Here is a 23670-nt window from a genome sequence, read left to right on the forward strand (position 1 = left end):
ACGGTGGCTCGATGGACACCACCGAGATCCGGCTCGACGGCGTGCGCAAGACCTATCCCGACGGCACCGTCGCGGTCGATCGCCTCGACCTCGAGATCCGCGGCGGCGAGGTGCTCGCGCTCGTGGGGCCGTCCGGCTGCGGCAAGTCGACCACGCTGCGCATGATCAATCGGCTGGTCGAGCCGTCCGGCGGAGTGATCTCCGTGGGCGGCGTGGATGTCATGGGGCAGGACCCGGTCGAGCTGCGTCGAGGGATCGGCTACGTCATTCAGCACGTGGGACTGTTCCCGCACCGGACGGTCGCGCAGAACGTCGCGACGGTGCCCCGGCTGCTCAAGTGGGACAAGGCGCGCACGCGCGCTCGCGTCGCGGAACTCCTCGAGCTGGTCGGGCTCCATGGCGACACGTATGCCGATCGCTACCCCCATGAGCTGTCGGGAGGCGAGCGCCAGCGCGTGGGCGTGGCGCGCGCCCTCGCCACGCGGCCCCCGGTGTTGCTCATGGACGAGCCCTTTGGTGCGGTCGATCCCCAGGGCAGGCGGCGCCTTCAGCGAGAGTTCCAGGCGCTCCAGCGCGACCTCGGCACCACCGTGGTGATGGTGACCCACGACATGCGCGAGGCGATGCTCCTTGCGGACCGCATCGCGGTGCTGTCGACCGGGGGCGTGCTCGAGCAGCTCGGCACTCCCGACGAGGTCAAGGGGGCACCGGCGAACGCCTTCGTGGCGGACTTCCTTGCCGATTTCGGCGAGGAGACCGCGGCCTGACGAGTCCCCCCGGCGACGCTACCGCCAGCGGCCCCGCCACCATGGCGTCTTGATGCCGGCGGCGGCGCGTTCCTCCCGCTCGGCACGCTCCTCCGCCTCGAGCTGCGCGCGACGCCTGCGGCGTCGGCGGCCGGTAGTGACGATCCTGTAGAAGACCGCTCCCATCGCCACGAGCACCACGATCACCAGGATCGGCACGAAGATCGCGATGAGGCTGAGCCCCACCGCGGTCGCGTCCTCGGCGAACGAGGCCACGGGGGCGCCGGTGCCAGCCGTCGCGGCGTTGACCGCGGGCCGGGACGCCGACTTCGCCGTGTGGACGCCGGCGGCAATGACCGCGCCCACGATTCCCGCGATCAGGGGGTTGTCCTGCCAGAAGTTGCTCTGGTCGATCACCTGCGCGGCCGCGGTCGCCGCGAAGATGACGCCGCCCACGAGGGGCCGGATGAGCGACTGGATGAGGTCGTTGATGTGGTCGACGCCAGGGATCTTGTCGAGCACGAGCTCCGCCGCGAGCAGCACCAACCCGATGATGATCGCGGGCCACGACTGGAGCCAGTCCAGGTGCTCGGGAAGCACGATGAAGTCGGTGAAGCGAGCGAAGAGCCCCACCATCACCAACGGGATGAACGCATTGAGGCCGGCGGCCGCGGACAGGCCCATTCCGGTCAGGGCTGCGAACACGTGACCTCCTCGGATTCGCCGCGTCGCGGCTCGGTGGCGTCTCGCCGCGATGCGGCACCCTGGCAAGGATAGTCCGCACGGCAAGCGAAAGGCCCCCGGCGTGAGTGACGCCGGGGGCCTTCGACTGGGGTGCCTGCGTAGACAGTTCTCAAACCCCACCCCGAAGCTAGAATCGTTGATTTCCCGCTGGAAAAGAGGGACATACCGGGTGTCTCAGCGGGTCGGTAGCGCCCCGATTCAAGACGTGCGAGGGCCCTGTGTCAGGAGGATTGGGAAACCTCAAACCATTCTCACCCCCGCTGAAGTAGACCGCTTGATCGACGACTACCTCGCTGGTCTCAGTGTCGGATACCTGGCTAAAAAGTATGGTGTGCATCGCGCAACCGTTTCGAAGCACCTCACCCGAACCAACGTCGTGCGACGTCAGCACGGCCTCACAATCGAGGAAGCCGCAGAGGCAATGAAGCTGCACAGCGGTGGCATCTCGATGCGCGCGATCGCCCGCACGCTCGGAGTCGACCGTAAGCAGGTGCGAATAAGGGCTCTTCGCATTTAGGGCTGTAGGAGTGGCCTGAAGCCTCCGGTCTCGAGTAGCGATCTCGCGATGTAGTGGGTGAGGTTTCGGAACCCCAGGGCGGATCCGCGGAGGTACTCGAGTCGGCCGTTGATGGCCTCTGTGGGCCCGTTTGAGGTCGCTGGCCGGTCGAAGTACGCCAGGACGTCGGCGGCGCGATGGCTCAGGGTCCGGCCGAGCCTGCGAAGCTCGACCAGCGCGGCCGGCACGCCGGTGCGAAGCGACTCGATGAGTGCCGTGAAGTCGCGCTCCGCGGTCGCGCGGTCGGGGTGACGGTAGGCGGTGATGATGCGCTGGTAGGCGGTCCAGGTGACCTCGACCTCAGCATGGGCGTCGTCGTCGAACAGGGCGTCCAGGCGTGCCCACTGGCGGTCGGTCAGGTTCACTGGTGGTTGCCCAGCGAGCCGCCGAACTCGGCCGACGTGTCGGAGCCGTCCCTGGCCCGGTCACGAGTGCCGCGAGCGTTGGGCCGCATCGTTTGCTGCGCGATGGCATCGCAACCCTGGTGGCGGATACATCGGACCTCGCGAGTCTGGTTGAACCAGGCCAGGTGCCACGAGAGCGACTCGACATGGAGGTCCGCCCACCTTCGCTTGGTCCGACACGCACGCTGTAGCGCGCAGGTCCGGCACTGGCTGCCTGACGCTGGACTCAGCGAGAGCTCCGAGTGAGCTCGCGCAGTGGCACATCGGACGGTTCCTGCCGCTGCGCGCGGTGCTCACGGGCGCGAGCCTTCGTGAGGAGAACGACGCTCGCAGGGCCGGTGCCCAGCATCTTGAGAGCGTTCCAGATGCAGAGCAGGACTACAAGGTGGAGCCATCCCGGGCCGCCGTTCTCGATGAGGGTGGTGCACCAGAGGGCGATGGCCAGGTAGGGACCGGCAAGGAGCATCGCGGGGACGCCCCACTTCAGTCCCTTCCTCGTGCGGATCAGATCGAGCAGGATGTTGCTCGGCGTGTAGCAACGCAGGAAGTAGCGAACCTCGGCGCTGGCTGTCGGGCCCGTCGGCGTAGGAGGCGCATGGCGTTGATGATGACGATGAGGACGGATGCTTCGTGGACGAGCATGCCGATAGCCATTGTGACGCCGCCGAAGAGGACGCCGACGAGCAACAGGGTGACGGTGATCATGGCGATGGTGATGTTCTGGCGCATGTTGTTGACGGTGCGTTTGGCCAGCGATATCGCTTCGGGGAGTTTGAGCAGGTCGTCGCCCATGAGGGCGATGTCGGCGGTCTCGACGGCGACGGCTGATCCGGCGGCGCCCATGGCTACACCGATGTTGGCGGTGGCCAGGGCGGGGGCATCGTTGACGCCGTCGCCGACCATAGCCACGGTGTGTCCGCGGCGTTGCAGAGCGGCGACGGCGTCGAGTTTGTCCTCGGGCAGCAGACCGGCGTGGACCTCGTCGATGCCGGTCGCGGTGGCCACGGCGTGGGCGACCTCGGGGGCGTCGCCGGTGAGCATGACGACGGTGCGCACGCCAGAGTGGTGCAGGCGGTCGACCATCGCTGCGGCATCGGTCCGCAGAGCGTCGGCGACGGCAATGACGCCTGCGACGGTGTCGTCGATGGCGACGATCATCGGTGTCTGCCCGGCGGCGGCGAGTTCTTCGGCGACGCGGGTTGCTTGGAGGGTGTCAGGAAGGTCGTAGTGCTCCAGCAGCGCGGCGTTGCCGATCAGGACCCGGTGCTGGCCGGCGGTGGCGGCGATGCCCTTGCCGGGCACGGGCTCGGTGTGGTCGGCGAGCCCGACCGGGGCGACGCCGGCGTCGGCCGCGGCGTCCAGGATCGGGCGGGCGAGGGGGTGTTCGGAGCCGGCCTCGGCGAGCGCGGCCCATCGCAGGACGCCGGTGCGGTCGAGGGCTGGATTGAGCACGATGACGTCGGTGAGCTGGGGTCGGCCTTCGGTAAGGGTCCCGGTCTTATCGACCGCGACGGTGTCGATCTTGGCTGAGGTCTCCAGGAACTCCCCGCCCTTGATGAGGATGCCGTCCCGGGCGGCGCGGCCGATCCCGGCGACGATCGAGACCGGGATGGAGATCACCAGGGCGCCGGGGCAACCGATGACCAGCAGGGTCAGCGCCAGCACGACGTCGGAGGTGATCAGGCCGACGGCGAGTGCGCCGACCATGATGGCGGGGGTGTACCAGGCTGAGAAGCGGTCCATGAATTGGGCGGTGCGGGCCTTGGCGTCCTGGGCCTCCTCGACCCGGTGGATGATCCTGGCCAGGGTGGTGTCGGCACCGACGCCGGTGGCAAGCACCTGCAAGAAGCCGCTACGGGAGACGGTGCCGGCGAAGACGTGATCGGCCTCGGACTTCTCCACCGGGATCGATTCGCCGGTGATCGAGGCCTCGTCGATGCTCCCGGTGCCGGCCACGACCTCGCCGTCGACGGGGACCTTGGCGCCGTTCTTGACCAGCACGATCTCGCCCATCGCGACCTCATTGGCAGGGACTTCGACCTGATGGCCGTCCCGCAGCACGACCGCCGCATCGGGAGCAACGGCCACCAGCTCGGCCAATGCTGAACGTGTCTTGTTCAGCGTGGCCGCTTCTAGTGCGTGGCCGACGGCGAACAGGAAGGTGACGGCCGCAGCCTCCCAGTACTCGCCGATGATGATCGCTCCGATCGCGGCTACGCTGACCAGCAGGTCGATCCCGATCGCGCGAGTGAGCAGGGCGCGGGTGGCCTTGATGACGATGGGGGTGCCTGCAACGGCTGCCGCAGCCACCATCAGCGCATTCACGAGGAGCTGCTGGTCGAACAGCCGCTGGGCCAGGATAGAGACGACGATTAGCAGTCCCGAGACGCCGGGGATCGCCCAGCGGCGGTGCAGGAGTGCGGTCAGTGTTCTCATGGTGGTTTCCTTCGCGTTCTTGGGTGGCGGTTCACTTCGGATCGATGGGTGTCGGCGCCCAGGGGTATCCGTAGGCGCCGACTTCGGGATCAGGGCTGGGCTAGAAGGTGGCCGGTCGTGCCACGTAGCCGGCCTTGGCCACCGCAGCCACCAAGTCCTCGACGCTCGCCAGCGCCGGATCGTGGTCGACCTCAATGCGAGCCGAGGCGAAGTGCACCTTCACCGCCGACACGCCGTCCAAGCGCCCCACCTGCTTCTCGATCTTGGCCACGCACGAGGGGCAGGAGAAGCCCTCGGCCCGCAGGACGGTGCGTGTGGAAGAAGCGTTCGTCGTCATGATCATCATCCCTTTCGATGACGGTTCCGCCCGGAGTTGGGCTGGTACTCATGACGCTACGAACGGTCCGGCAGGGTCACCATGACGCAGATCAAGTAACCGCAGATTCCTCCCAGGATCGGGTTCATCGTGCTCCGGGTGAACTCGGCGAGTCGTCTGAGACCGCTCGGTCGGCGGAGGGTTCTCCATCCACGCGCACCCACGCGTGCAGCCGCACTGACCTCAGTTGTGCATGAGAAGGGTCGGGTGTCCGACCGGAGATGGTCAGGCGTCGCGCAGCGAGTGGAGGGCCTTGGGGTCGCGCACGGCGATCCATCGTCGGCCCGAGTCGATCAGGCCCTCTCGTCGCCACCCGCTCAACAGCCGGCTGACCGACTCAGGCGCAGCGCCGGTCATCGAGGCCAAATCCTCACGTGTCAGCGGCACATCGAGCAGGGTGCCGCCGTCCCAGGGGCGGCCCATCTTGTCCGCGATCAGCAGCAGCATGGCCGCTAGGCGCTGCTCCAACGGTGCGCCCGCCAACAGATGGACCGCCTGTTGTGCCTGGCTCAACCTGCGGGAGACACCCCTGAGGGTGGCCCTGGCCACGGCGGGGAACCTCTCCATGATCGCGTCGAAGTCATGAGCCTCTAGGCCCAACAGGCACGAGGCGGAGACCGCCCAGGCGGTGTCTGAGTAGACGTCCTCGCCCAACGCGGGAACAGCGCCGAGGAAGTCGCCCGGAGCGCACAGGTCGAGGATCGTCTCGCGGCCATCGAGGGCTGGGCGTACCGCCTTGACAGCCCCCGTGGCCACGACATACATCCTTGTCGCCGATGCTCCGGCGTGATACACGACCGCTCCAGCCTCAAAGGCATGAGCCTGACAGCGCCGATCGACCTGGGCGATATCGTGAACGTCCAGGTCCGCGAACAACGGCACACGTGCCAGCATCCGCAACCGCACGCCCGGTGTGCAGACATGAGGGTCGGCGGTGGGGACCACCAAGGGTGTGCTTCGTCTCTGTGCCACCTCGGCCCCCTTTCGTCTGTCTCAAGGCTAGAGCAGGCCCCGGATCAGCCGGACGCCACGCGGCGCGGGTCCCCGCAAGCACGTGCAGGCAGTCGTCACGGGACTTGACCACTTCGTGTGCGCCAGCCGGCATGGTGGCAGAGGTGACTGCACCCGGCAGGCGATGCTCATCGAGCAGGTCGAACACCTCATCGAACGCTTCTACGCCAAGGTCTAGCTCGACCCCGAAACGACGCAGGCGGTCTCGGCCATGCTCCATGCCAGGTTCGACGAGATGATGGCCGAAGGTGCCGCCGAACTCACCGACCTGGCGACACGACGAACCCAGCTCGAAGGCGAGCAGCACAAGCTGCTCCAGGCTCACTACGCCGGGGCGATCCCGCTCAACCTGCTCAAGAAGGAGCAGGACCGGATCACTTCGTCGTTGGAGACCATCGAGCATCGGATCAACGCTCACCACGGCCACTACGCCGACGCGCGGGCGAACCTCGACGACTCGCTGAAGCTGCTGTCGAACGCCGCCGACATCTACGAGCACGCCGACGCCGCGAACCGCAGGCTGTGCAACCAGGCACTGTTCAGGGCGATCTACATAGACGAGGACAACGACGTCTGCGTCGGCTACCGGAACCCGTACGACGGGCTGAGCGTCCCCGGCCTCCACGCCGACGCCCTGAGCTGGGCCGCCGAGGCAAAGAAAATGGGCCAGGCGCGAACCGCGACCAAGGGCGGACCCTTGGTCGCAAGTTCACACCTGACCCGTTTGGGGTGGCTAACGGGACTTGAACCCGCGGCCCCCGCGACCACAACGCGGTGCTCTACCAGCTGAGCTATAGCCACCATCGGCCCTTGCGCGAAGAGCCACGAAGTAGTGTACCCGGTCTACGGGGTTGGAGCGGACACGCGCGCCGCGGCCGCCTTGGCCTGCTCGGAGTCGGGGCCCGGCGAGGGGGCGAGCACGGTCTCGCGGTAGTACCGCAGCTCGGTGATCGAGTCGCGGATGTCGCCCAGCGCGCGGTGGCCGCCGGTCTTGGCCGGGGCCTGGAAGAACACCCGCGGGTACCAGCGGCGCACGAGCTCCTTGATCGAGCTGACGTCGACCACGCGATAGTGCAGGTGGCCCACGAGCTCGGGCATGTCGCGGTCGAGGAACATCCGGTCCATGCCCACGGTGTTGCCAGCGAGCGGCGACTTGCCGGCGACCGGGACGTGCGCGCGCACGTATTCGAGCACGCGCTCCTGCGCCTCGGCCATCGTCATGCCGCCGTCGAGCTCGGGCAGCAGGCCCGACTCGACGTGCATGTGGCGCACGAAGTCGCCCATCCCGTCGAGGGCCTCGGGGGAGGGCTTGATGACCACGGAGACGCCGTCGCCCAACACGTTGAGCTCCGAGTCCGTCACCAAGCACGCGACCTCGATGAGCGCGTCCTTGCTGATGTCGAGGCCTGTCATCTCGCAATCGATCCACACGAGGGGGGTGTCCGTCATGGCCCCCACCTTACCGACGGCCCGCGGGAACGATGCCGGGGTTGACACGGAGGGGCCGGCATGGTTGGTTAGTTGGTGAAGTAACTAACCAGGGTGGTCGCCGCGTCCGTGCGGCGAGCCTCACACGACACGAGAGGGGGAGCGCGTGGACGACGGCCGACCGATCTTTCAGCAGATCGCCGAGCAGCTCGAGGCGCGCATCCTCGACGGCTCGATGCCGGAGGAGTCCCAGGTGCCGTCCATCAACGAGCTCGCGGCCTTTCACCGGATCAACCCGGCGACCGCGCTCAAGGGGGTGAACCTGTTGGTGGACTCCGGCGTGCTGTACAAGCGCCGCGGCATCGGGATGTTCGTGGCGGGCGGCGCGCGCGAGCGGCTGCTGGCCGCGAGGCGCGACGAGTTTCGAGATGCCTACGTCCGTCCGCTCGTCGAGCGGGCCGCGACGCTGGGCCTGACACAGGGGCAGGTTGTGGACATGATCAGGAAGGAGGCGGCCACTTGACCGCCATCATCGAGGCCGAGCGCCTGAGTAGGACATACGGTGCGGTGTGCGCCGTCGACGATGTCAGCTTCGCGGTCGAGGAGGGCAGCGTGTGCGGCCTCCTGGGCCGCAACGGCGCGGGAAAGACCACCCTGCTCCAGCTGGTCACCGGCCAGGAGTTCGCCAGCGCCGGCGAGATCCGCGTCTTCGGCGAGCGACCGCTCGAGAATGCCGCGGTGCTGGGCCGCACGTGCCTGGTCAAGGAGTCTCAGACCTATCCCGACACGTTCAAGGGCGGCCACGTGCTGCGTGCCGCGTCGTGGGCATATGCGGACTGGGACGAGCCCTACGCGCGCCGGCTCGTCAGGGAGTTCGGCGTGCCGCTCGACCGGCGCATGAAGAAGCTCTCGCGCGGGCAGCGCTCCGCGATCGGTGTGATCGTCGGGCTCGCCTCCCGCGCGCCGCTCACGCTCTTCGACGAGCCGTATGCGGGACTCGACGCCGTCGCCAGGCAGCTGTTCTACGACCTCCTCCTCGACGACTACGCGAAGAACCCGCGGACCGTCGTGATGTCGACCCACCTCATCGACGAGGCCTCGCGGCTGCTCGATCGCGTCGTGGTGATCGACTCTGGTCGGGTGGTCATCGACGCCGAGGCCGAGGACCTCCGCGGCAGCGCCGTGAGCGTCGTGGGCAGGGCGTCGCAGGTCGACGCCTTCGTCGAGGGAAGATCCGTGCTGCGCCGCGACTGGGTGGGAGGGATCGCGTCGGCGACCGTCGACGGCATCAGCGAGGCGGACCGCGCCGAGGCTCTCGCCGCGGGTCTCGAGCTTGCTCCCGTGTCCCTGCAGGAACTCGTGGTGAGCCGCACGCGCGGCGACCAGGCGCAGGAGGTCTCCGCATGAGTGCCACGCTCGCACCCGCGATGCCCGCGTCGCGGCGCATCCTCAACGGCGCGCGCATCCACGCCGCCAACCCCGTCGCGACGCTCGTCACCCCGTGGCTCATCACGCTCGCGATCTTCGGAATGAACCTCGCGATCTGGTGGATCGTGACGAGCGTGGCCGACGAGGGCTCTCTCGAGCCCGACGCGTTCCAGTACAACGGCGGCGCGGCGTGGATCGTGTTCTACATGATGGTCGCGGCGACCATCGCGATGAACCAGACGTTCCGCTTCGCGGTGGGCCTGAGCGCGACCCGGCGTGACTACTACCTCGGCACGGTGCTCTTCTTCCTCGCGATGGCGGTGCTCTACTCGTTGGGGATGACGCTCCTGGCGGCCATCGAGCGCGCGACGGATGGGTGGGGAGTCGGCGGTCGCTTCTTCTCGCCCTTCTTCCTGCTCGAGGTCCCGTTGTGGCAGGTGGCGCTCGCGTATGCCGCCGCGATCACGTTCATGGCCATGCTCGGCGCCGCCGTGGCCTCCGTGTACGTGAGGTGGGGCTCGACCGGCATGCTGCTCTTCTTTGGGGCGCTCGGCGTGGTGCTGATCGGCGCGATCTACCTCGTGACGCGCGCGGATGCGTGGGGCGCGGTGGGCCGCTTCTTCGAGGGCTCGTCTCTCGTCGAGCTGTCGGGATGGGCGGTCGCGCTCGCCGGGGTATTCGCCCTCGTGGGGCATCTTCTGTTGCGGCGGGCATCCATCCGAAGCTGAGTACGTGACGCGGGCCGATGCCCGGGTGAGGTGACGCGGCAGTGTCACCCCACCCGGGCATCGGCCATTCTCGGAAAGTGAACACTCACATTCCGGCAGCCCGTGCAGCAGGCCTGAGGTGGCTGGTACCGTGCCGCACCAGGCCTCCGTTACACAACCGTGACCGAGAGCGGGTTGCGGGACGGGCAATTGTGAGCGCTAATATTCATCACACGGCACCGTTCCCGGTGCCGCGGGGCTATGCGCTCGACCCGGCAGTGTCGCCGGACCAGAACAGGGAGGTTCTGAGAAATGAACAAGCGTTTCCTTTCCACCATCGCGCTGGCAGGCGCAGCGGCGTTCGCGCTGACGGCCTGCTCGACGGATGCGGACCCGGGCTCGTCCGAGTCGCCGGCTGCGGGCGGCGGCGGAACTGAAGAGACCATCACCGTTGGCTTCGCCCAGACCGGCTCCGAGAGCGGCTGGCGTTCGGCCAACACCGAGTCGATGAAGGCCGCGTTCTCCGAGGAGAACGGCTTCGAGCTGATCTTCAACGCGGCGGACAACGACCCCGCCGCACAGATCGCCGCGGTGCGCAGCTTCATCAACCAGGGCGTCGACGCGATCGCCGCGGTCGTGATCGGCGGCACGCTGCTCACGGGTGGCCGCGGATACGTGCTGGGCTCGATGGTGGGTGTGTTCGTGTACGGCACCATCAAGACCATCATCTCGTTCATGGGTGCCGAGCAGTCGTGGATGCAGATCATCGTGGGAGCTCTCCTGCTGCTCTTCATCGTCGTGCAGCGGGCGATTGTGGCCCGTGCGGAGGGACGCCGTTAGGGACTCTTCCGCCGGGTTGCACGCCGCACCTCGTCTTCGCCCTGATAATGGGGGCGTGGACGAGGTGCGGCCTTTGCTGGAGCTCACCGGCGCGACGGTGCGCTTCGGTGTCGATGCGGCGTTGAACAACGTCAGCTTCCGGCTGTTCCCCGGCGAGGTGCACTCCCTCATGGGAGAGAACGGTGCGGGCAAGTCGACCCTCATCAAGGCCATCACGGGCGTGCTTCCGCTGAACGAGGGCGAGCTTCGACTCGACGGCGAACTAGTGACCTTCGCGACGCCGTACGAGGCGCAGCGAGCGGGCATCAGCACGGTCTACCAGGAGGTCGAGCTCCTGCCCAACCTCTCCGTCGCGGAGAACATCGGGCTCGGCCGCGAACAGCGACGCGGCGGAGTCATCAGCGCCAAGCGCATGCAGGCCCACGCGCGCGAGATCCTCGCGGAGCTGGGCCTCGACATCGACCCGGCGTCGACGCTCGGCACGCACTCGCTCGCGGTGCAGCAGCTGGTGTCGATCGCCCGCGCGCTGTCCGTCGACGTCAAGGTGCTCGTGCTCGACGAGCCCACGTCGAGCCTCGACCTCGACGAGGTCGCCGAGCTGTTCCGGATCATCCGCGAGCTGAAGTCGCGAGGCGTCGCGATCCTCTTCGTGTCGCACTTCCTTGACCAGGTCTACGAGGTCTGCGATCGCCTCACGGTGCTGCGCGACGGCGAGTTCGTGGGGGAGTACCTCACGAACGAGCTGCTGCGGATCGACCTGGTCGAGAAGATGCTCGGCCGCAAGGCCGCCGAGCACCGCTCTCGCGACCGCGTCGAGGCCGCCGAGCCGGCGGCCTCCGTGGTCCTGCACGCGCGCGGGCTCACGGGCGGCCACGGCATCAGGGACGCGGACGTCGACATGGGCGAGGGCGAGGTGCTGGGCGTCGCGGGACTGCTGGGCTCGGGGCGCACGTCGCTCGCCCGTGCCCTGACGGGAGTGACGAAGGCTGAGGCGGGCATCATCCGCATCGAGCAGACGGACGTGAGCCTCGACTCGCCGCGCCGCGCGATGTCGCTCGGCGTCGTGTACTCGTCGGAGAACAGGCAGCGCGACGGGATCGTGGCGGAGCTCAGCATCCTCGACAACATCACGCTCGCGCTGCAGTCCGAGCGCGGGGTGTTCCGCCGCATCCCGCCGGCGAGCAGGCGAGAGCTCGCGGCGAGTTGGGTCGATGCGCTCGGCATCCGCCCGGCCGACCTCGATCGGCCCGTGGGCACGCTCTCGGGCGGCAACCAGCAGAAGGTGCTGCTCGCGAGGCTCCTCGCGCTGTCGCCTCGCGTGCTCGTGCTCGACGAGCCCACGCGCGGCATCGACGTGGGCGCCAAGGTCGAGATCCAGAATCTGGTGGGCGAGCTTGCCGACAACGGCATGTCCGTGATGTTCATCTCCGCGGAGCTCGAGGAGGTGCTGCGCGTGGGCGACCGCGTGGCGGTCCTACGGGACGGCAGAATCGTCGATACGGTCGCGGCAGGGGAGATGTCCAGCGCCGCGCTTCTCGCCCTGGTCGCGCAGCCCGACGAGGATCAGGAGTAGCACGTGGCGAATGAGAAGAGCGCCCGCGCCGCGAACATCTTTGACGTCGCGCGCCTCGCGGGAGTGTCTCATCAGACCGTCTCGCGCGTGCTCAACGGGCTGCCCAACGTGCGCCCGGCGACCAAGGAGCGCGTCGAGCAGGCGATCGCCCAGCTGCACTACAGCCCGTCGCCGGCGGCCCGCGCGCTCGTCACCCGCCGCACCCGGACCATCGGCCTCATCACCCCGAACAACGTCGACTATGGACCCGCGTCGATCGCGATGCACTTCAACCTCGCGGCGCGCGAGGCGCGCTACAGCGTCGACGCGGTGAGCACCGCGGGCGGAGACCCGACCGCCGTGAGGTCGGCCATCGAGGGCCTGCTGCGCCAGCGGGTCGACGCGGTGGTGGTGATCGTCGCCGAGGCCGCCGCTCTCGAGGTGGTGCGAGGACTCGACGTGGCCATCCCCGTCGTCGCCGCCGCCTCGACGCAGCGCCGGGGCCCGCGCATCGTCTCGATCGACCAGTACAGGGGAGCGCGCACCGCGGTGCGCCACCTCGCCGAGCTCGGCCACGCGCGCATCCTCCACGTCGCGGGTCCCGCGCACGCCCCTGACGCGACCGAGCGCGTGCGCGGCTGGCGCGATGAGCTCGCCGCGGGGCGGCTCGAGACGGTCGAGCCCACCCACGGTGACTGGACCGCTGCGAGCGGCCACGCGATCGGGATGGAGCTCGACATCGTGTCGGGCGATGCCGTCTTCGTGGGCAACGACCAGATGTCGATCGGGCTGATGTCTGCCCTGAGGCAGCGTGGGCTGCGCGTGCCGCACGACATCAGCATCGTGGGATTCGACGACATCCCCGAGGCGGGATTCCTCTACCCCCCGCTCACGACCGTGCGCCAGGACTTCGAGGCGCTGGGACGCACGATCATGCAGAAGGTACTCGTCGCCCTCGAGGACACCGACGGCGAGACCACGGACACGCCGCTGCCCACGCACCTGGTGGTACGCGAGTCGACGCGGCCCGCCTAGCGCATCAGTCCTCGTCGGCGACGATGCTCGGGCGCGCGGAGAACGAGGCACGCCGGTACTGCGCGGGCCAGTAGTCGATCTCGACGCCCAGCTCGTGCGCGGCGCGCAGCGGCAGGTGCGGGTCCCGCATGAACTCCCTGCCGACGAACACGGCATCCGCCTGACCCGACGCGATGATGCTCTCCGCCTGGCGCGCCTCGACGATCTGCCCGACCGCGGTCGCCGCGATTCCGGAGCGCTCGCGAATCGCGCTCGCGTGCGCGACCTGATAGCCGAGGCCGGTGGGAATCCGCACGCCGGGGACCAGCCCGCCAGTCGAGGTGTCCACGAGGTCGGCACCTGCCTCGCGCAGCCACTGCGAGACCGTCACCGTGTCGTCGAGCGTCCACCCCTCGGGCTCGAGCCAATCGGTCGCGGACACGCGCACGAGGACGGGCACCTGATCGCCCGCGACCGCACGCACCTTGCGCACCACGTGCAGGAGCAGTCGCGCGCGTCCCACGAGGCCCGCTCCCCAGCGGTCCTCGCGGGTGTTCGACAGCGGGGACAGGAACTGGTGGAGCAGATAGCCGTGAGCGGCGTGGACCTCCAGCACGTCGAAGCCCGCCTCGAGCGACCGTCGCGCGGCCTCGCCGAACGCGTCGATCACGGCGGCGATGCCGTCCTCATCGAGCGCGGTGGGAGCGGCGTAGCCGTCGAAGGCCACCGCGGAGGGTGCGACGGTGTCCCAGCCACCCTCGGCGGCGGGCACGGTGCCCTCGCCGCTCCACTCGCGGTACGTGGACGCCTTGCGTCCCGCGTGCGCGAGCTGGATCGCCGCGACGGCCCCCTGGCCGTGAATGAAGTCGACGATGCGCGCCCACGCGTCGCGCTGCGCGTCGTTCCAGATGCCTGTGTCCCACGGCGAGATGCGGCCCTCGGGCAGCACCGCCGTCGCCTCGCTCATCACCAGGCCAGCGCCGCCGCGCGCGAAGGAGCCGAGGTGCACCAGGTGCCAGTCGTTCGGCGTGCCGTCCCTGTCCTCGCACGAGTACTGGCACAGCGGGCTCACCCACAGGCGGTTGCGGGTCGTGACGGAGCGGATCGCGAGGGGAGAGAACAGGGCAGACGTCATCAAGCTTCCTTACAGCTAGGGGGGACGGGGTGCATCGTCGCGTTCCTCCGCGAGGTCAGCAACACCCCAGGGTCCTGGGAGATTCCGCGGGAGGGAGTCCGCGGCCGCGTCAGTCGCGCGCGAGCGCGAACCACATCGCGGGGATGAAGCCCACGATGGTGTCGACCGCGAAGTGTGGATCGTGAGGCTCGGGGCTCAGCAGCCACGCCCGCAGCGCGCCCACGGTGCCCTGGCTCACGAACGCGGCGGCCATCTCCAGGCGCACCAGGTCGGAACCGGCGGCACGCATGCCCGAGGCATCGGCATACGCGAGCAGCCCTCCCTCGAGGTGCGACGCGAGCAGCGCCGCAAGCACGGAGCCGTGAGCGCCCTCGGCGGGCGCCAGCCCGCACCGGTACACCGCGGCGTGGGCGAGCAGGTGCTGGACCAGCGAGAGCTCGGAGTCCCGCCAGATGCGCTCGACCTCGCCGGGGTCGGCTGTGACCTCCTCGAGGAAGTCGCTCCTGATCCGGTCGAGCTCGGCCTCAAGCGTGCGCGTGAGCAGCATCGACGGCGACGTCGCATGGTTGTAGAACGTCGCGCGGGTCACCCGCGCATGCCGTGCGATCTCGGTGACCGAGATGCGCTCGATCGGGCGCTCCGCCGCGAGCGCAAGCACCGCCGCCGCGAGGGCATCCGCGCTGCGGGTGAAGCGCGGGTCGTTGGTCACCGGGTGATCCTATCGGCGTCGCGCCGCCACGAGGGAAAACATCGTTCCAGTGGCGGCACGACGCCGGTCAGGCCGATGCTCCCTCGCCGACGCGCAGGGCGGTGAGGATCTCCTCGACCTGGGTCTTGGCGTCGCCGAACAGCATCGCCGAGTTCTCGCGGAAGAACAGCGGGTTCTGCACCCCGGCGTAGCCGGTGGCCATCGAGCGCTTGAACACGATGCACTGGGCCGCCTTCCACACCTCGAGCACGGGCATTCCGGCGAGCGGCGAGCCCGGGTCCTCGAGTGCGGAGGGGTTCACGACGTCGTTCGCGCCGATGACGAGCACGACGTCAGTCTCGGGGAAGTCGTCGTTGATCTCGTCCATCTCGAGCACGATGTCGTACGGCACGCGGGCCTCCGCGAGCAGCACGTTCATGTGGCCGGGCAGGCGGCCGGCGACGGGGTGGACGCCGAAGCGCACGGTGACCCCGTGGGCGCGCAACTTGTCGACCAGATCCGCGACGGGGTACTGGGCCTTCGCGACGGCCATGCCATAGCCGGGCACGATCACCACGGAGCGCGCGGCCGCGAGCATGTCGGCGACCTCGGTGGCGCTGACCTCGCGGTGCTCACCCTCCGGACCCGCCGCAGCGGCCTTGCCGCCCTCGGCGCCGAATCCTCCCAGGATCACCGAGAGGAACGCGCGGTTCATGGCCTTGCACATGAGGTAGGACAGGATCGCACCCGACGAGCCGACGAGCGCACCCGTGACGATCAGGAGGTCGTTGCTCAGCATGAGGCCGGCGGCGGCCGCCGCCCATCCCGAGTACGAGTTGAGCATCGACACGACCACGGGCATGTCGCCGCCGCCGATCGCGGCCACGAGGTGGACGCCGAGCGCCAGTGCGATCACGGTCATGAGGAGCAGCGGGACGATGCTGTGGCTCGCGAGGTACCACGCGAGCAGTCCTGCGCTGGCGAGGATCGCGCCCAGGTTGAGCAGGTTACGACCGGGCAGCATGAGCGGGTTCGACTTGATCTTCGCGGACAGCTTGAGGTACGCGACGATCGAGCCGGTGAACGTCACCGCGCCGATGAAGATGCCGAGGAACACCTCGACCTGGTGCACGGCATCGGCGCTCTCCGTGAGGTGAGAGTTGACGCCCACGAGCACCGCCGCGAGGCCCACGAAGCTGTGCAGGATCGCGATGAGCTCGGGCATCTGGGTCATCTCGACCGTGCGGGCCCTCCAGATGCCCACGCTCGCCCCGATCGCGAAGACGCACGCGATGAGGAGCGCGGTGACCAGCACCGAGCGCTCGGACACGTCGAGAGCGAGCACCACGGTGGCCGCGAGGGCGAGCACCATGCCCACCATGCCGAGCATGTTGCCGCGGCGCGCGGTCTCCTGCTTCGACAGTCCGGCGAGGGAGAGCACGAAGAGCACGGCGGCGACCACATAGGTGGCCTGCGCGAGGGAGGTGAGGGTCATGGCGCGTCCTTCCTGAACATCCCGAGCATCCGGTAGGTCACCAGGAATCCTCCGAAGATGTTGATGCTGGCGACGGCAGCCGCGATGAATGCGAGCGTGGACACCACGGCGTTCGACGAGCCGATCTGCAGGAGCGCGCCCACGAGGATGATTCCCGAGATCGCGTTGGTCTGCGACATGAGCGGCGTGTGCAGGGAGTGCTTGACGTTGGAGATCACGTAGAAGCCCACGATCACCGCGAGCGCGAACACCGTGAGGTGCTGGACCGTGGCGGAGTCCGCGACGGACAGCAGCAGCAGGGCCGCGACCGCGCCCAGGCCATAGCCGATGCTGCGGCGGCGGGCCTTGCGCTGTGCCGATTCGTGCGCGGCAAGGGCCTGCGCCACGAGCTCCTCCTCGGAGGGGCCCTGCGGTGCGGCGGGTGCCGCCGACACGGCCACGGGCGGCGGCGGCCACAGGATCTCGCCAGCGTGCGCGACGGTCATGCCGCGCTGCACCTGGTCGTCGAGGTCGAGCGCGAGCACGCCGTCCTTGGCGGGGGTGAGCAGGGCCATGAGGTGAACGATGTTGGTGCCGAACAGCTGCGAGGTGTGGCGCGGCATGCGGCTCGTGAGGTCGGTGTAGCCCACGATCGTCACGCCGTTGTCGCTGGTGACCACCTCGCCGGGCACGGTGAGTTCGCAGTTGCCGCCTCCCGAGGCGGCGAGGTCGACCACGACCGAGCCGGGACGCATGCCGGCGACCATCTCCGCGGTGATCGTGGTGGGGGCCGTGCCGCGCACGAGCGCCGTCGTGATGACCACGTCCGCCTTGGCGGCCTCGGCCGCATAGACGCGCATCGCGGCGTCCTGCTGCTCCTGGGTGAGCGGCTTGGCGTAGCCGTCCGCGCTCACCTCCTGCTGCGCCTCGGGGGCGGAGACGAAGACGCCGCCCATCGACTCGATCTGCTCGGCCACCTCGGGACGCACGTCGAACGCGCGCACCTGGGCGCCCAGGCTCGAGGCCGCGCCGATCGCCGCGAGGCCGGCGACGCCGGCACCGATAATGAAGACGGTCGCGGGGGCGGTCTTTCCCGCCGCGGTCACCTGTCCGGTGAACATGCCGCCGTACTGCTCGGCCGCCTCGATGACCGCGCGGTAGCCCGCGACGTTCGAGAGCGTGCTGAGCACGTCGATCGCCTGCGCGCGCGAGATGCGCGGGACCGCGTCGAGGGCGAGCGCCGTGACCGAGCGTGCGTTGAGCGCCTCGACCAGCGCGGGGTTCGATTGGGGGGACATCATCGACACGAGCGTGGCGCCCGTCGTGAGGCGTGCGACGTCGGCATCGGCCGGCGAGTTGACGCACGTCACGATGTCGGCGCTCCACGCGGCCGCCGCGTCGCCGAGCGTGGCGCCCGCTGCCACGTACTGCTCGTCGAGGAAGCTCGCCTGTGTGCCTGCGCTCGACTCGACGGTGACGTCGTAGCCCAGCTTGATGAGTCCGGCGACGGAGGCGGGACTCGCCGCGACCAGCCGCTCGCCCGCGCGCGTCTCCGCGGGGACACCTATCCGCATGGTTCTTCCACTTCTGCGCCCGGGGGCACCGGTCGGGGCCAGCCGCACGGGGCGACGGGCGGGGGCCGTGGCAAACGAACGGCCCGGCGAGAGGCGGTCGCGAGACCGCCGAGCTGCCGGGGTGTTCGCCCGCTCGCACTCTAGCCGAGCGCATCAGGGACCCCTCTGGTCCGAAGGGCCCGGGTGAGCGGGTGTGGTGGCGCCCCCGGCAGGACTCGAACCTGCAACCTACGGATTAGAAGGCCGTTGCTCTATCCATTGAGCTACGAGGGCCGGCGACGAAGGCCGCGGACACCAGGGTAGTGGCGGCGGTCCCTCACGGGCGAAATATCAGGGGATCCCCCCATGGACGGCGTGCTATACACCGAGCGTATAGTCGCGGCATGGACACGTCACCCGCCCTGTTGGGGCTCATCGCCGAGGGGCCGACCTACGGATACGACCTCAAGCAGCGCTACGACCGCGTCTTCGCGGGGCGGCGCATCGCGTTCGGGCAGATCTACGCCGCGCTCGCGCGGATGATCAGGGACGGGCTGATCGTCGCCCTCGGCGAGGAGGCGGGGGCCGGGCCGGCGCGCAAGCGCTACGAGGTGACGGCGGAGGGTCGCCGCCATCTTGAGGACTGGCTGCGCACCCCCGACGTGCCCTCGCCCGCGCTCGCGTCCAACCTGTTCGCCAAGACGGTGCTCGCGCTCATGCTCGATGACAACGCCGACCAGCTGCTCGACGTGCAGCGCGCCGCCCACCTGGCGCGCATGCGCGAGCTCACCACCCTCAAGCACTCCGCGCCGCTCCTCGAGCGGCTCGCGATCGACCACGCGCTGTTTCAGATCGAGGCCGACCTCCGCTGGATCGACGCGACCAGCGCGCGCCTCACCGACATGAAGAAGGAGCTGTCCGCTGATGGCTGACCTCGCCACCACCGCGCCCCTCATCAGGGCCACCGGCCTGCGCAAGAGCTTCGGGCCCACCGAGGCGCTGCGCGGCATCGACCTCGACATCGACAGGGGCGAGGTGGTCGCCGTCATGGGACCCTCCGGCTCCGGGAAGTCGACCCTGATCCACTGCCTCGCGGGTGTCCTCACGCCCGATGCGGGTGACGTGACCATCAACGGCACGGAGCTCGGTCGGCTCGATGCTGACGCCAGGGCGCGGTTGCGGCTCAAGGAGATCGGCTTCGTGTTCCAGTTCGGGCAGTTGCTGCCCGACCTCACCGCGGTCGACAACGTCGCGCTGCCCCTGCTCATGGGGGGCGCCTCCCGACGGGCCGCACGCGCCGAGTCCTACGCGTGGCTCGAGCGGCTGGGCCTGGGCGATCAGGGAGACAAGTTCCCCGGCCAGATGTCGGGAGGCCAGGCGCAGCGCGTCGCGATCGCCCGCGCCCTCGCGACCCGTCCCACGGTGCTGTTCGCCGACGAGCCCACGGGATCGCTCGACTCCGTGGCGGCGGAGTCCGTGCTCGAGACGATGCTCGACGTGGTGCGGGAGGCGCGCACCACGGTGCTCCTCATCACCCACGACCCGCGCACGGCCGCGTATGCGGACCGTGAGGTCATCGTGCGCGACGGTCGGCTCTCGGGCTCGGCACTCGTGGGGCGGTCATGAAGCCCGCCGCGGCGCGCTTGCTGCTGCTCGGCACCGCGTCCTCCGTGCGCCGCCTCGCGGCGATCAGCGCGGGCGTCGCGCTCGGTGTGGGCATGCTGCTGGTGCTCGTGGGTGCCTACACGCACATGCCCGCGCGGGACGACCGCATCGCATGGGCCGCGCCGGCCACGCCGTGGGACGCGGACCGACCCGAGGATCCTGCGCCCACGGATTCCACGGTGCTCACGACATTCGCGACGGATGTCAACGGTCTCGACTTCGTGACGCTCGTGGCGGTGGCGTCGACCCCCGACACGCAGGTCGCCTTCCCCGGCGGCATCACCCCACCCGCGCCGGGCGAGTTCTACGCGTCGCCCGCGCTCGCGGAGCGTCTCGCGGCGGTGCCCGCGGACCAGTGGAGCGACCGCTATGGCACGCTGATCGGCCTCCTACCCGACTCGACGCTGCAGGGTCCCAGCCAGCTGGTCGCCCTCACGGGGGCGGAGTGGGACGTGCTCGCGTCTGACCCGTCGGCGGTGCTCCAAGAGGAGTTCACGCAGACGGGTGGCAGGGCGGCCTCGCTCACGTATCGGTTCATCCTTGCGATCGGCGCCGTGTCGATTCTGGTGCCGATCATCCTGCTGGTGTCGATCGTGTCGCAGCTGGGTGCGGCCGAGCGGCGCGACCGGTTTGCGACTGTGCGCCTGATCGGCGCGGGCCGCAGGGCCATTGCCGCGGTGTCCGCGCTGGAGATGGCCGTCGCGGCCGGGTTGGGCGCGCTCGCGGGACTCGCGGTCGCCGCGGGGCTGGGGCCGCTCGCGGCGCGCATCCCGATCAACGGCGCGACGTCCTTCACCGCGGACCTTGCGCCCACGCCCGCGCTCGCCATCGGCGTGGTCGCGGGGGTGACGCTGCTCGCCGCGCTGACCGCATGGTGGCGCACGTATCGCGACGACGTGGGTGCGCCGGGCGCGGTGCGGGAGCGGGCGGAAAAGAAGGCAAGCGCGTGGCGTGCCGTGCCGCTCGCGGCAGGCCTCGCGGTCTACGCGCTCTCGGCCCTCGGCGCGCAGGCCGGGGTCCTCGGATCCGAGCTCGTCATGGTCGGCATGTTCGGTGGATTCGTCGTGGTCGCGCTCGGCATCGTGTTCGCGGGTCCCTGGCTGACCCGCGTGGTGAGCGCCGCGTTCGGCAGGGCGACGAGTTCCGCGACCGGCGTCGTGGCGGCCGGCCGCCTGTCTCGCCATCCGCGAGCGACCTTTCGTGCCGTGTCCGGACTGGTGGTCGCCGTGTTCATCGTCAGCACCTTCGCGGGAGCCGCGAGCGCGATCGAACGCATCGGCGAGCCGGGCCCCGAGCCTGGCGCGCTCGACGACGGCGCCGTCATCGCATGGCTGGATGAGGGGGCCGATGCCGCGGCCGTGCAGGGCGCGGTCGCCCGGGTCTCGGGCGTGGAGACGGTCGTCGTGGGCCATCGCGCCGCCGTGGCCGACGACAATCGGGTGGTGCTGTCGCCCGAGGACGCGCGCGCCATCGGCGCCGTGGACGTGCCCGACGCTTCCGCGGTGCTGGTGGACGCCCTCGAGATGATCGCGGCGGGCACGGGGCTCACCGATGCCGATGCCGTCGCGGCTCCCGAGCCCACCACCAGGGAGGACGGCCTCGAGCCGGCGTTGCTCGTCGCGGTGACAGACGGATCGCAGGCCGCCATGGCGCGTGCCCACACCGCGATCATGCTCGCCAACCCGTCGAGCCTGCCGCCCACCTCTCGCGCGCAGTTCGCGGCGAGCGGTTCCCTCGAGGTCACGCAGGAACTGAGCGTCATGGCGTACATCGGCATGGCGATCGCGATCGGGATCTCGGCCCTGTCGCTCACGGTGTCGACGGTCGCCGCGGCGATCGACAGGCGGCGCACGTTTGGGCTGCTGCGCCTGTCGGGTATGCCGGTGTCACAGCTGCGCGCCACCGTCGCGACCGAGGCGGCGGTTCCGCTCGGCGCGACCCTCGCCGTCTCCGCGGGACTGGGCTTCCTCGTGGCCTGGGTGATGATCGAGACGCTCGGCAACGGGCTCACGGTCTCGTGGCCCGACGCGCGCTACTGGATCGCGATGCTGGGCGCTGTCGCGCTCGCTGGCGTCGCCCTGATCGGCTCCTTCGGGCTCGTGCGCAAGGCGACGGAGGTGGAGACGACGCGCTTCGAGTAGGAGGCCGGCGCGGCCGATGGGGACGGCACAAGAGCGGCGCCGCGCGCGCGACGGTGGCGAAGCTGGGCGAGTCCTCGAGCCAGATCGGAGAGGTCGTCATGCTCATCACGCGGGTCGAGGAGCAGGCCTCGGTGCCGCAGGCGATGAGCCGCTCCGTGAGGGAGGCGGCGACAGGGGTTGAGTCGTCACGCAGGGGTAGGGCGGGGGCCCGCAGCGGGCGGCGGAGTCCAGCCCGCGGCGTGCCGGAGCGCGATGCCGTCGAGCAGGACGTCGATCGCGAAGGCGAACTCCGCATCGTCGTCGCACGACGGCCCCACCGCGGTGCCCGGGTCGTGCCTGGCCGCCATCGCGGATTCCAGCACCCGCGGCCAGCGCGACGCCATCGCTTCGAGCATCGCGGTCCGCACGGCGGGGTCCGCGGGCGGAGGGGGAGAGGGCGCGAGCTCCTGAGTGAAGCCCCACACGCGGCTGCCGAGCGCGTGCATCGCGTGGTGCGTGAGGGAGGCGTCGAGGCCGCCGTCCCGCAGGATCGTGATCACGGACTCGAGGTGATCGAGCATCGCGGGGCTGGGTGCGGTCCTGGTCTCGAGCGCGCGCCACGCCCACGGATGACGATGGAGCGCGGCGCGCGTGCCGAGGATGCGCTCGCGAACGGCGTCCTGCCACCGCACGGGTGATCCCGCGGGGGCGGCGGCGGGGAGCTCGGCCAGGATCGCGTCCACCATGCGATCGAGCAGGGCGTCCTTGTCACGCACGTGCTTGTACAGCGCCATCGGCACCACGCCCAGTCGGTCGGCGAGCGACCGCATGCTGAGCGCGTCGAGGCCGTGCGCGTCGGCGAGCGCAATCGCCTCCCTCACCACCACGGCGCTCGTCAGGGTGGCCCGCCGCGCGCCGCCGGACACTCGTGCGCCGCGGGCGACTCGAGCATCGTCCCCCATGGTGCCTCCCGCGTGACTCTTGACGGTGTACGCCATACACCCTAGCGTTGGCCCAGAAGGTGTACGCCGTACACCTCGCACGGACTGGAGCCCCCGCATGACCCGTTCTCGCCGTCTCGCCGCGATCGCCGGCGCGTCGTACCTCTTCACCCACGTGACTTCCGTGGGGGCCGTGCTGCTCTACGGCCCGCTCCTCACCGACGACTCGTGGCTGGCCGCCGAGGGCGGGTCGGGTGCCCAGGTGCTGGGCGCCCTGCTCGACGTCGTGCTCGCCGCCGCGGTCGTCGCGACCGGCGCGACACTGCTCGCGCTGCTGCGCCGCCACGCCCCCGCGGCATCCGCGGGCTATGCACTGCTTCGCACGGCGGAGGCCGCCACGATCCTCGTCGGCGCTGCCGCCGTGCTGGGGGTGGTGGCGCTGCGCGGATCGGGTGCCGACGGCGCCGGCGCGGCCCTCGCCCTGCGCGAGCTGTACTCGGCGGCCTTCACGGTGGGGCCAGGGCTGCTGGTCGGCGTCCACACGGTGCTCCTCGCCGTGACCCTCGGGAGGCTGCGCGCGATCCCGGCGTGGATCCCCGTGCTCGGCGTCGCGGGGGCGGTGCTGGTGACGGTGTCCAACGTCGCGGTGCTGGCCGGATGGCAGGCGGACACGTCGACGCTTCGCGGCCTGGCGGCCGTCCCCATCTTCGCGTGGGAGATTGCGCTCGCCCTGACGCTGCTCATCAGGGGCCTGCGCTTGGGTGCCCCGGAGCAGGAGCGCCAGACCGCTCCCGCCTCTCCCCGTGCCTCCTGGTAAGTAGGCCCGCGCTACCCTGGGGGCATGGTCAGGAG

22 protein-coding genes, 2 tRNA genes and 2 pseudogenes are annotated in these 23670 nt (G+C 69.9%); 13 read left to right on the forward strand and 13 right to left on the reverse strand.

The window, feature by feature from the left end:
• Positions 1 to 11 precede the first annotated feature (11 nt).
• Positions 12 to 737, forward strand: a pseudogene (locus ABEA62_RS09220) (ABC transporter ATP-binding protein); the annotation flags it as partial.
• A 48-nt stretch (positions 738 to 785) separates the two neighbouring features.
• Here ABEA62_RS09220 and ABEA62_RS09225 read toward each other — a convergent pair.
• Positions 786 to 1451 carry a DUF4126 domain-containing protein gene (locus ABEA62_RS09225; protein WP_286213820.1) on the reverse strand — a complete coding sequence of 222 codons (666 nt, stop codon included), beginning with the start codon at positions 1449 to 1451 and terminating at the stop codon, positions 786 to 788.
• Positions 1452 to 1764: 313 nt separating this feature from the next.
• On the opposite strand from ABEA62_RS09225, the gene ABEA62_RS09230 reads away from it, so the two are divergent.
• Positions 1765 to 2007 (forward strand): helix-turn-helix domain-containing protein, encoded by a 243-nt coding sequence (locus tag ABEA62_RS09230; RefSeq protein ID WP_286213819.1) that lies wholly within the window; start codon positions 1765 to 1767, stop codon positions 2005 to 2007.
• Here ABEA62_RS09230 and ABEA62_RS09235 read toward each other — a convergent pair.
• Positions 2004 to 2405 (reverse strand): annotated as a pseudogene (locus ABEA62_RS09235) (ISL3 family transposase); the annotation flags it as partial. The gene ABEA62_RS09230 and the pseudogene ABEA62_RS09235 sit on opposite strands and share 4 nt — an antisense overlap.
• Positions 2406 to 2413: 8 nt before the next feature.
• Between ABEA62_RS09235 and ABEA62_RS09240 the strand changes: the two are divergent.
• The gene (locus tag ABEA62_RS09240; RefSeq protein ID WP_345379754.1) at positions 2414 to 2641 is read left to right on the forward strand and encodes a DNA-processing protein DprA; all 228 of its coding nucleotides are present in this window, start codon (positions 2414 to 2416) and stop codon (positions 2639 to 2641) included.
• A 313-nt stretch (positions 2642 to 2954) separates the two neighbouring features.
• Here ABEA62_RS09240 and ABEA62_RS09245 read toward each other — a convergent pair whose 3' ends face one another.
• From ABEA62_RS09245 to orn, 5 genes are all read right to left on the reverse strand, one after another.
• Entirely contained in the window at positions 2955 to 4886 is a 1932-nt protein-coding gene (locus ABEA62_RS09245; protein WP_286213818.1) for a heavy metal translocating P-type ATPase, read from the reverse strand.
• A 100-nt stretch (positions 4887 to 4986) separates the two neighbouring features.
• The gene (locus ABEA62_RS09250; RefSeq protein ID WP_146836307.1) at positions 4987 to 5223 is read right to left on the reverse strand and encodes a heavy-metal-associated domain-containing protein; all 237 of its coding nucleotides are present in this window, start codon (positions 5221 to 5223) and stop codon (positions 4987 to 4989) included.
• Positions 5224 to 5487: 264 nt separating this feature from the next.
• A complete protein-coding gene (locus ABEA62_RS09255) occupies positions 5488 to 6144 on the reverse strand; it encodes a Crp/Fnr family transcriptional regulator (protein ID WP_221286293.1) in 657 nt (218 codons plus the stop codon).
• Positions 6145 to 6998: 854 nt separating this feature from the next.
• Positions 6999 to 7074, reverse strand: a tRNA-His gene (locus ABEA62_RS09260).
• A 42-nt stretch (positions 7075 to 7116) separates the two neighbouring features.
• Positions 7117 to 7722, reverse strand: a complete 606-nt coding sequence (gene orn / locus ABEA62_RS09265; RefSeq protein WP_345379763.1) for an oligoribonuclease — start codon at positions 7720 to 7722, stop codon at positions 7117 to 7119.
• A 145-nt stretch (positions 7723 to 7867) separates the two neighbouring features.
• On the opposite strand from orn, the gene ABEA62_RS09270 reads away from it, so the two are divergent.
• From ABEA62_RS09270 to ABEA62_RS09295, 6 genes are all read left to right on the forward strand, one after another.
• Positions 7868 to 8224 carry a GntR family transcriptional regulator gene (locus ABEA62_RS09270; RefSeq protein WP_286213814.1) on the forward strand — a complete coding sequence of 119 codons (357 nt, stop codon included), beginning with the start codon at positions 7868 to 7870 and terminating at the stop codon, positions 8222 to 8224.
• On the forward strand, positions 8221 to 9108 hold the full coding sequence (locus ABEA62_RS09275; RefSeq protein WP_286213813.1) for an ABC transporter ATP-binding protein: 888 nt from the start codon (positions 8221 to 8223) through the stop codon (positions 9106 to 9108). Before ABEA62_RS09270 ends, ABEA62_RS09275 begins: the two co-directional genes overlap by 4 nt.
• The gene (locus ABEA62_RS09280; protein WP_286213812.1) at positions 9105 to 9857 is read left to right on the forward strand and encodes a hypothetical protein; all 753 of its coding nucleotides are present in this window, start codon (positions 9105 to 9107) and stop codon (positions 9855 to 9857) included. Before ABEA62_RS09275 ends, ABEA62_RS09280 begins: the two co-directional genes overlap by 4 nt.
• Positions 9858 to 10148: 291 nt before the next feature.
• Complete coding sequence (locus tag ABEA62_RS09285; RefSeq protein ID WP_345379767.1) at positions 10149 to 10676, forward strand: hypothetical protein; 528 nt, start codon at positions 10149 to 10151, stop codon at positions 10674 to 10676.
• Between the two features lie 55 nt (positions 10677 to 10731).
• Positions 10732 to 12249 (forward strand): sugar ABC transporter ATP-binding protein, encoded by a 1518-nt coding sequence (locus ABEA62_RS09290; protein WP_345379770.1) that lies wholly within the window; start codon positions 10732 to 10734, stop codon positions 12247 to 12249.
• Between the two features lie 3 nt (positions 12250 to 12252).
• On the forward strand, positions 12253 to 13263 hold the full coding sequence (locus ABEA62_RS09295; RefSeq protein WP_345379772.1) for a LacI family DNA-binding transcriptional regulator: 1011 nt from the start codon (positions 12253 to 12255) through the stop codon (positions 13261 to 13263).
• Between the two features lie 4 nt (positions 13264 to 13267).
• On the opposite strand, the gene ABEA62_RS09300 is transcribed toward ABEA62_RS09295, so the two are convergent.
• The 5 genes from ABEA62_RS09300 to ABEA62_RS09320 all read right to left on the reverse strand — a co-directional run bounded on the left by ABEA62_RS09300 (position 13268) and on the right by ABEA62_RS09320 (position 18386).
• Positions 13268 to 14377, reverse strand: a complete 1110-nt coding sequence (locus ABEA62_RS09300; protein WP_286213807.1) for an NADH:flavin oxidoreductase/NADH oxidase — start codon at positions 14375 to 14377, stop codon at positions 13268 to 13270.
• Between the two features lie 109 nt (positions 14378 to 14486).
• A complete protein-coding gene (locus tag ABEA62_RS09305) occupies positions 14487 to 15086 on the reverse strand; it encodes a TetR/AcrR family transcriptional regulator (RefSeq protein WP_286213806.1) in 600 nt (199 codons plus the stop codon).
• A gap of 67 nt (positions 15087 to 15153) precedes the next feature.
• Positions 15154 to 16560: a Re/Si-specific NAD(P)(+) transhydrogenase subunit beta gene (pntB, locus tag ABEA62_RS09310; RefSeq protein ID WP_286213805.1), complete on the reverse strand. Its 1407-nt coding sequence runs from the start codon at positions 16558 to 16560 to the stop codon at positions 15154 to 15156.
• On the reverse strand, positions 16557 to 18113 hold the full coding sequence (locus ABEA62_RS09315) for a Re/Si-specific NAD(P)(+) transhydrogenase subunit alpha (protein WP_286213804.1): 1557 nt from the start codon (positions 18111 to 18113) through the stop codon (positions 16557 to 16559). The genes pntB and ABEA62_RS09315 overlap by 4 nt, the downstream gene beginning before the upstream one ends.
• A 197-nt stretch (positions 18114 to 18310) precedes the next feature.
• Positions 18311 to 18386: transfer RNA gene (locus tag ABEA62_RS09320), tRNA-Arg, on the reverse strand.
• 110 nt (positions 18387 to 18496) lie between these two features.
• On the opposite strand from ABEA62_RS09320, the gene ABEA62_RS09325 reads away from it, so the two are divergent.
• From ABEA62_RS09325 to ABEA62_RS09335, 3 genes are read left to right on the forward strand one after another with little or no spacing between them, the layout of a single operon-like run.
• On the forward strand, positions 18497 to 19024 hold the full coding sequence (locus ABEA62_RS09325) for a PadR family transcriptional regulator (protein WP_286213803.1): 528 nt from the start codon (positions 18497 to 18499) through the stop codon (positions 19022 to 19024).
• Positions 19017 to 19718 carry an ABC transporter ATP-binding protein gene (locus ABEA62_RS09330; RefSeq protein ID WP_286213802.1) on the forward strand — a complete coding sequence of 234 codons (702 nt, stop codon included), beginning with the start codon at positions 19017 to 19019 and terminating at the stop codon, positions 19716 to 19718. The genes ABEA62_RS09325 and ABEA62_RS09330 overlap by 8 nt, the downstream gene beginning before the upstream one ends.
• Positions 19715 to 21898 carry an ABC transporter permease gene (locus ABEA62_RS09335; RefSeq protein ID WP_286213801.1) on the forward strand — a complete coding sequence of 728 codons (2184 nt, stop codon included), beginning with the start codon at positions 19715 to 19717 and terminating at the stop codon, positions 21896 to 21898. Before ABEA62_RS09330 ends, ABEA62_RS09335 begins: the two co-directional genes overlap by 4 nt.
• Positions 21899 to 22083: 185 nt before the next feature.
• Here ABEA62_RS09335 and ABEA62_RS09340 read toward each other — a convergent pair whose 3' ends face one another.
• Positions 22084 to 22875, reverse strand: coding sequence for a TetR/AcrR family transcriptional regulator (locus ABEA62_RS09340; protein ID WP_345379780.1), 792 nt, complete (start codon positions 22873 to 22875; stop codon positions 22084 to 22086).
• A 61-nt stretch (positions 22876 to 22936) separates the two neighbouring features.
• Between ABEA62_RS09340 and ABEA62_RS09345 the strand changes: the two genes are divergently transcribed.
• The gene (locus ABEA62_RS09345) at positions 22937 to 23635 is read left to right on the forward strand and encodes a DUF4386 domain-containing protein (RefSeq protein WP_286213800.1); all 699 of its coding nucleotides are present in this window, start codon (positions 22937 to 22939) and stop codon (positions 23633 to 23635) included.
• Positions 23636 to 23670: the final 35 nt, after the last annotated feature.

It is taken from the genome of Demequina sediminis, assembly GCF_039545075.1.
GTDB lineage: Bacteria > Actinomycetota > Actinomycetes > Actinomycetales > Demequinaceae > Demequina > Demequina sediminis.